Genomic DNA, 7,965 nt, shown 5'->3' on the forward strand with positions numbered 1-7,965 from the left:
GACCCGAGGGCAGCGGGACCGCCGCGTGCCAGAGCCGGCGCGAGCTCAAGGAGCCCGTGGGAGTCCAGGTGCCCGTGGCCGGGTCGTACACCTCCGTCACGGCGCTGTCGCCGCCCGCGACCAGCACCTGGCCCGAGGGCAGTGGCGTCGCCGTGTGGCCCTGGTGGCCCACGGACGTGGAAGCTCCCGCGCTCCACGTGCCCGTGGCCGGGTCGTACAGCTCCACCGTGGCGAGGGCCGTGCTCCCCGCATGGCCCCCCACCACCAGCACCTTGCCCGAGGGCAGCAGCGTCGCCGTGTGATCGGAGCGCGCCACGGACAGGGAGCCCGTGGCGGTCCACGTCCCCGTCGCCGGCTCGTACAGTTCCGCCGAGGCCGTACCGCCTCCGGCCACCAATACCTGGCCCGAGGGCAACAGCGTGGCGGTGTGCGAGGAGCGCTTCTCCACCATGGGGCCCGTGGGGAGGGACAGCCCCGTCGCCGGGTCGTACACCTCCGCCGGCCAGAGGCCCCCAGGGAACATGAGATCGGCCGTCACCAGCACCTGGCCCGAGGGCAGCAGCGTGGCCGTGAGGGCCTCGCGTCCCCAGCTCAGCCCGCCGATGGCGCTCCACGAGCCGTGCGGAGGACACTCCGGTAGCCCGCTGAAGGTGAAGGGGTTGGAGGTGGACAGCCCCTGCGCGTTGCTCACCGTGACCGTGACGAGAGGCGTCCCGGAGGACACGCACACGGGCACCGTCCAGACGACCTCGCTCGTCGATGCCCCATTCACCGGCGTGCCCAGTGTCCCCGCGTTCGCCGACCACGCGAAGCCGAGTGCGCTGCCCCGCGGGTCCTTCGCCTCCACCCGCAGCGTGACGGTGCCACCCGGCGTCGCAATCTCGGGCGAGCGCGAGACCACCACCAGCTCGGGAGGGAAGGACGCTGAGGGAGGCTCGCCCACGCAGATGGACAGCGCGCCCTTGCCCTGGCCGCCGCGCCCATCGGCCACCGTCACGCCCAGACGGCAGGCACAGCTACCTCCCGCGGGAACGGCTTCGGGCGTGAAGCGCGCGCTCGCCGAGTGCTCCTCCGTCCAGCTGCCCGAGCAGCCGGAGGCGCTCCATTGATAGGCGAGCGTGTCCCCGTCCAGGTCGGAAGCGGACACCACCACGGTGGTGGACTCACCGGGCTTCACGCGCGAGGGCGAGGCGGTGATGCGGGTCACCTGGGGCCACGTGTTGAGCGACACGTCGATGCGCGCGGCCCCCGTGCCCGTGCGCACCGTGAGGGAGACGGACACCGAGACGGAGGCCCCATGCGGGTCCGTCACCACCAGCGTCAACGTCACCGGGCCCGTGGTCGCCGGAGCGGTCCACGTCGTCGTCGCGCTGGAGGCCGAGCCGAACGTCCCCGCCGGGGCCGTCCACGCGTAGGTGAGCACATCGTCCGGGTTGGGATCATGCGCGGTGGCCGTCAGGGTGAGGGTGCCGCCGGGAGCCACGGCCGCGGCCGAGGCCACCAGGGAGTCGATGGCGGGGACGGTGTTCTCGAAAGGCGGGGGCCCCGAGAGTTGCTGGAGGGTGATGGCCACCAGCGCCGTCTCCCCCTGGGCGATGGTGACCCCCATGGCCTTGCCCGCGAACAGCTTCGTGCTGTCCGCGCCGAAGGCCTCGGCGCTGAAGGTGCGATCTCCACCCGCGGGGATGTTCTCCATCGTCCCGCTCCACTCGCCGTCCACCTTCTCCAGGTCCACGGTGCGCACGTCCAGGTCCGGAGCCGAGAGCGTAACGGACATCCGCGTCACGTCGCTCGAGGCCAGACCCTGCCCGAAGTGACTCACGAACCGGGCAGACCCCATGGGCTGCTCCGAGCCGCAACCCGAGACAATCCACATCCATCCCACCGCCAGCAGTGACAGCAGGGAGAAGCCTTGACGTTGCACGAACGAACTCTCCTACGGAAAGCCGCGAGCCGGCCCTCGCATCACGGGGCACTCTACGCAAACCTATTCGCGACGGCACTGATCCGCGCACGCGGCGGCACGGGCGAGGAGCAGCTTGCGCTCACGTTCGTTGCGTGTGAGCGAGGCCGCGCGCTCGAACTCCTCACGGGCCTCGTCGAAGCGGCCGAGCTTCGAGAGGAGATCGCCGCGCACGCTCGGCAACAGGTGGTAGCCCTTGAGCGAGCGCTCCGAAGTCAGCGCATCGACGATCTCGAGCCCCGCGGCTGGACCGGACGCCATCGACACGGCGACCGCACGATTCAGCTCGACGACGGGTGATGGCGAGAGTTGGGCGAGTTCCTCGTACAGCCCCGCGATGCGTGCCCAGTCCGTCTCCCCCGGTGTACGAGCCCGTGCGTGACAGGCGGCGATCGCGGCCTGGAACGTGTAGGGGCCACGTACGCCGCCGAACGCCTCGGCACGCTCGAGCGCCAGGAGACCCCGATGGATGAGGACCCGATCCCAGAGCGCGCGGTTCTGGTCGAGCAACAGGATGGGCTCTCCCGAAGGACCCACCCGTGCCCTCATCCGTGACGCCTGGAGTTCCATGAGCGCGACGAGGCCATGGACCTCCGGCTCCTCCGGAACGAGCCCGGCCAGGATACGGCCGAGCCGGAGCGCATCCTCGCAAAGCTCGGGTCGCATCCAGTCATCACCGGCGGTCGCCGAGTAGCCCTCGTTGAAGACGAGGTAGATGACCTCGAGCACCGCCGACAGACGGGCGACGAGTTCGTCCCCACGGGGAACCTCGAAGGGGACGCGCGCTTCGGCGAGGGTCCGCTTGGCTCGGACGATTCGCTGGGCGACGGTCGGCTCCGGGACGAGGAACGCGCGCGCGATCTCCTCGGTCGTCAGACCTCCGAGCAACCGGAGCGTGAGCGCGACGCGCGCCTCGGTCGAGAGCACCGGATGACAGGCCGTGAACACGAGGCGCAGGAGATCGTCGCCGACGTCATCGTCGATCGCGGCGTCGAGCTCCGACACGGCCAACTCTCGCCGGGCCTCGAGCTCGTGACCGAGCTCCTCGTGCTTGCGCTCGAGCCTCTTGCTTCGGCGCAAGAGGTCGACCGCACGATGCTTCGCGGTGGCCATGAGCCAGGCACCCGGCTTGTCCGGGATGCCCGACTCCGGCCACCGCTCGAGCGCGGCGACGAGCGCGTCCTGCGCGAGTTCCTCGGCGAGACCCACGTCGCGCACGAGCCGCGCGAGGCCAGCGATGAGTCTGGCCGACTCGATTCTCCAGACCGCGTCGATCGCGCGATGCGTAGCGGAAGCCGTCACGGCCACCGACTAGAGCATGACTAACGGCGTCGCGACTCGATCGTCTCGCGGAGCTGCTCCTCCTTCGCCATGAGTTCACCCGTGGGGTCAATGGGAGCGAAGTCCTCGGCCTCGAACACCTGGCGGATCTCGATCTCGGACTCCGTGCCGGGCATGGGATCCGGGCAGCGCTTGACCCACTCGATCGCCTCTTCCTTCGACTTCACCTGCCACAGCCAGAAGCCGGCGATCAGCTCCTTCGTCTCGGCGAAGGGCCCGTCGATCACGGTGCGCTTGCCCCCAGCGAACCTGACGCGCGCGCCCTTCGCGCTCGGGTGGAGCCCCTCGCCCGCGAGCAGCACGCCGGCCTTCACCAACTCCTCGTTGTACTTCCCCATCTCGGTGAGCAGCTCCGTGCTCGGCAGAACGCCCGTCTCGGAGTCCTTGGTGGCCTTGACCAGGATCATGAATCGCATCGTCGTGTCTCCTCGTTGTTTGAAAGCCGGGTGGCTCTTATTCACACGTCGAATGAGGGTCGGCGAGATCGACACGGCGAGCGATTTTTCCGCCAGCACCGCCAAGTGCCTGAAATCACTGGGCTGAGAGCGTGCCGTTGGCGTAGTGGTATTTCCGGGTTTCCCGCACATGGCCGCTTTCGACCCCCGTGGCCAGCGCCACCTGCATTTCCGTGCGGCGGACCTCGATGTCCAGGCCTTGCTCAGAGGGCTTGACCTCCACCTCCGCCAGCACGGAGTGCTTGCGCTCCTGCTCCAGCTCATCGCGCCGGGTATCCACCGACAGCAACTCCTTCAGGGCGGGCTTGCCGAGGCCGAGGAAGGTGCGGCGACTGCCGGTGACGCGAGCAGTGCTCGGCAGGAATTCCTCGAACTCCAGCAACGCCGGACCCCGAGGAAGTGGGTGGAGCACCACGGACTGGAGAGGCCCTCGTCGGGCCCGGGCCAGCACCCGCGCACCCTTGCCCGTATCCGTCACCACCGCCAGGTAGCCCGCGCACTCCTCGTCCGCCGAGCTCGAGTAGAGGAGAAGATTCGAGCCATCCGAGGACAGGAGCAGTCTGCGGGCGAACTGCTCGCACCAGCTCCGCCGGGTCTTGGGCGCCTGCGAGAAGAGCAGCCCTCCTGCTTGAGCGGCCGTCAACACCGCGCCTTTCTTCAACGGCTCCAACCGCGACAGCAGCGCGTAGTAGGTGCTCCGCCCGTCCAGATTCACCTGCACCATCTGCTCCGACTGGCCCTCCCACGTCTTCTCGCCAACCCACGACGAGACGGTAACGACCATGCCCGCGGCGACCTCGGTCATGTCGGAAGACCTGGCCTGAGGGACGCGGAACAGTTCCAACCGCCGCACGACCCTGGCCTCGAACGGCAGCTGAAGTTCAGGGGGAGGCTTGGGAGCGGGAGGCTCGCCCAGGGCCGGGCTGCCAGAGAGCACTGTCGCGCACAGGAGCGTCAAGAATTTTTTCTTCATATTCATGCAAGACCTGGAAGGATGAAAAGAAAGCCCGTGAAATGCTATCTGCTGGGTTGCTGACGTCACAAGCCTCGGCGAACGATGGAGTCGCCGGAGGGGGCGCATGAGCACGACGAGGATCGCCATTGTGTCTGTAGGAGTGGTCAGCCTGCTATTGGCAGGGCTCTATACGTGGCTGTCAGAGACCAACGAGGCACGGCCACCCGAGGAAGTCATTGCCGGCCCGACCTCGAGACGCCGGGAACCCAGCCGGGCCGGAAGCACGCAACCCCGCACGGCCTCCTCTCCCGCGGAGACCACCCCTCCACCGACGGAGCACCCTGGAGCCACGGAAATCAGCCAAGGCCAGGACGCCAGCGGCCTCGAAGAGGCCCTCGCCACGGCCCGCCAGGATGCGACTCCCCAGCAGCGCATCAAGGCATTGCAATTCCTCGGTGAGCATGCGCGCCAGCAGCACCTGGAGGCCTTGCAACAAATCCAGATACAGGATCCTTCCCCGGAAGTCCGCCGTGCCGCCGAAGCGGCCGTCCATCTTCTCCTGGCGCGATTCGCCGGCCAGCCATGGCCTGCCATTCCCTCGGTGGAGAATCCTGTCTACATGCCGCTCCGTGATTGAGAGAGGGTGCCCCCTGTTGCGGATTTTCTTTCCTCCCGGCAACTCGAAGCGGTACGGTGCCGTCGACTCTTCATCCCTTGGCATCGAGTCACTCAACCGTGAGGCGGATACGAGGGTCGACTTCCTATTGAACCGAAAAGGAACACCTTGAAATCATTCGCGGCGAAGAGCCTCACGGTCGCCAGTGTACTGGCCCTGGCATGGTCCGGTCCCGCCCAGGCAGGACAGACGTACACGCTGAATGCCGACTTTGACAAAGGCACCCTCAGCGGCGTCAATCATGACGCGCCTGGAATCAACCAACTCCAGCTCGGTTTCGATACACCTCCCGTCATCGAGCCGTATCTCTGGGTCGCCAACTTCCTCCAGGACACGGTGACCAAGATCGATTCGCGTACTGGCCGCCAGGTGGGGATATACGACTCCGTGCTGGCGAAGAACTGGGACGGCAGCACCCCACCGGTATCGGCGCCGCGCAGCGGCTGTAACTCACCGTCTCGCACGACGGTGGATGCCGCTGGCAGTGCCTTCGTGGCCAACCGTGGCTTCTGCGCCAACGGAGATACAACCCTCGCGTCCATCACGAAGATTGGCACCAAGCCAGACCAGTGCGTGGATCGCAACGGCAACGGCCAGCTCGACACCTCGCGCGATGCCACGGGTGATGGAATCATCGACATCAACAACCCGGCGGAGTACCTCGGGCAGGCCGACGAGTGCCTCCTGTGGACGAGGACGTATGCGGCTCCCGGCGATTATGGACGGTCGGTCGCGGTGGATGCCGATCAGAACCTGTGGCTGGGCGGTTACGCGACCTCCAAACTCTGGCAGTTGAGCAACAAGACCGGTGAGCTGCTGCGGACCCTCGATCCCAACGCGGAGACCGGCCTCTCCGCGAGCATCTATGGGCTCGCCGTGGGTCCGGGAGGCTTCATCTACACGTCGGACTACGCCCTGAGGATCCTGCAGAGGATCGACCCGAACGCCCCCGCGGGGAGCGCGGCGGTGAAGGTGCTCTTCTCCCCCGTGAGGACCTACGGCCTCGCCGTGGACAAGAACGGCATCGTCTGGCTGGGCAACTACAGCACGTACAGGAATGGTGGCCTGGTTCGGGCGGACTTCAACGCGGGCTCGCTTCAGGTCCTGTCCATTCCCAGCACCGCGGACTGCCGGGGCCACAGCCGCGGCGTGGCCGTGGATGCCAAGGGAGACGTCTGGGCGGCCTGCTGGAGCAACAATCGCCTGCTGCGCTTCAACTCCGCGGGCACCCTCCTGGCGAGCTATCCGACCGCGGCCGGCACCCTGGGCGTGGCGATCGACAGCGAGAACAAGATCTGGACCTCCAACCAGACCAGCGACACCGTGACCCGCATCGACCCGACCAATGGCAGCATCCAATCGTACCCCGCGGGCGGTCATCCGTACTCGTACTGGGACATGACGGGCTTCCAGCACCGTCACTTCACGATGCGCGAGGGCGAGTGGAAGGTCATGCAGGACAGCGGTAAGCCGGGGACCCACTGGGGATACATCCACTGGAATCAGGAGCCGCAGGGTGCCACTCCCACCGGCACCAGCATCCGCATGTACGCGCGGGCCTCGGATGACCCGACCACGCTCGAATCCCAGGCGTTCGTCGAGGTGACCAATAACACCCCTTTCGCGGAGGTGGTCGGTCGTCATCTACAGGTCAAGGCCCTGCTGCGCACCACGCTGCCCGCCGTGACTCCCGTGCTCAGCGACCTGACTGTCCTCCCCCAGGTGTGCTGGAAGGACGTGACCAGTACGATTCCGGGAGACTCCGATAAGGTGGGAGTGCTCCAGCACGAAGCCGTGCTGCTGAAGAACGGTGACGTGCTCAGCGTCGGCGGTACCAACATCAAGACCACCCGCCTGTTCAACCCGGCCACCAGCACTTGGAGCATCACCGCGCATACGGATCCAGGTTGGAGCACCACCCGTCGCGACCACACCGCCACCCTGCTGCCCAATGGTTACGTCCTGGTCGCCGGAGGCAAGAACGGACGTCCGGATGCCACCTCCACGGTGTATGACCCTGTCAACAAAACGTGGACCAGCACCGGCAATATGAATCAGGCGCGCAAGGAACACACCGCCACCCTGCTGCCCAATGGCCAGGTCCTGGTCGTTGGTGGCGACATCGATAATCTTGGGGCCGTCACCGCCACCGCGGAACTGTACAATCCGTCCAGTGGCACCTGGACGCCCACGAGCGGTTTGCGCACGGGGCGCCGTCTGCATACAGCCACCCTGCTCCCGGATGGTCGCGTCCTGGTGGCGGGAGGTTATGGCGCCAGCAAGAACCGCCTCGCCACGGCCGAGGTGTTCGACTCGAGCACGGGCCTCTGGGCCGCGGTAGCCGACATGGGTACGGGTCGTGTCGAGCACACGGCGACCCTGCTCCCGAATGGCCGCGTGCTGGTGGCTGGCGGTGACACCTCGAATATCGCCAAGGGGGCCTCGGTCGAGGTGTTCGACTCGATGACAGGCACCTGGACGCCTACCGGTAGCATGAAGCAGCCCCGCGGCAGGCACGCGGCGGTCCTGCTCAAGACGGGCATGGTGCTCGTGACGGGTGGCTACAACGACTTCA

6 protein-coding genes are annotated in these 7,965 nt (G+C 67.1%); 2 read left to right on the top strand and 4 right to left on the bottom strand.

The window, feature by feature from the left end:
- From VF794_RS03860 to VF794_RS03875, 4 genes are all read right to left on the bottom strand, one after another.
- On the bottom strand, positions 1-1,924 hold a 1,924-nt coding region (locus tag VF794_RS03860), incomplete at its 3' end, for a Kelch repeat-containing protein (RefSeq protein WP_331107819.1).
- Between the two features lie 63 nt (positions 1,925-1,987).
- Positions 1,988-3,265 (bottom strand): RNA polymerase sigma factor, encoded by a 1,278-nt coding sequence (locus VF794_RS03865; protein WP_331107820.1) that lies wholly within the window; start codon positions 3,263-3,265, stop codon positions 1,988-1,990.
- 20 nt (positions 3,266-3,285) lie between these two features.
- On the bottom strand, positions 3,286-3,720 hold the full coding sequence (locus tag VF794_RS03870) for a YciI family protein (RefSeq protein ID WP_331107821.1): 435 nt from the start codon (positions 3,718-3,720) through the stop codon (positions 3,286-3,288).
- A gap of 115 nt (positions 3,721-3,835) precedes the next feature.
- Entirely contained in the window at positions 3,836-4,732 is an 897-nt protein-coding gene (locus VF794_RS03875; RefSeq protein WP_331107822.1) for a hypothetical protein, read from the bottom strand.
- A gap of 106 nt (positions 4,733-4,838) precedes the next feature.
- Between VF794_RS03875 and VF794_RS03880 the strand changes: the two genes are divergently transcribed.
- Positions 4,839-5,351 (top strand): HEAT repeat domain-containing protein, encoded by a 513-nt coding sequence (locus tag VF794_RS03880; RefSeq protein ID WP_331107823.1) that lies wholly within the window; start codon positions 4,839-4,841, stop codon positions 5,349-5,351.
- Positions 5,352-5,498: 147 nt separating this feature from the next.
- A partial coding sequence (locus tag VF794_RS03885) for a kelch repeat-containing protein (RefSeq protein WP_331107824.1) occupies positions 5,499-7,965 on the top strand: 2,467 nt, incomplete at its 3' end.

Source organism: Archangium sp., from assembly GCF_036389735.1.
Taxonomy (GTDB): Bacteria; Myxococcota; Myxococcia; order Myxococcales; family Myxococcaceae; genus Archangium.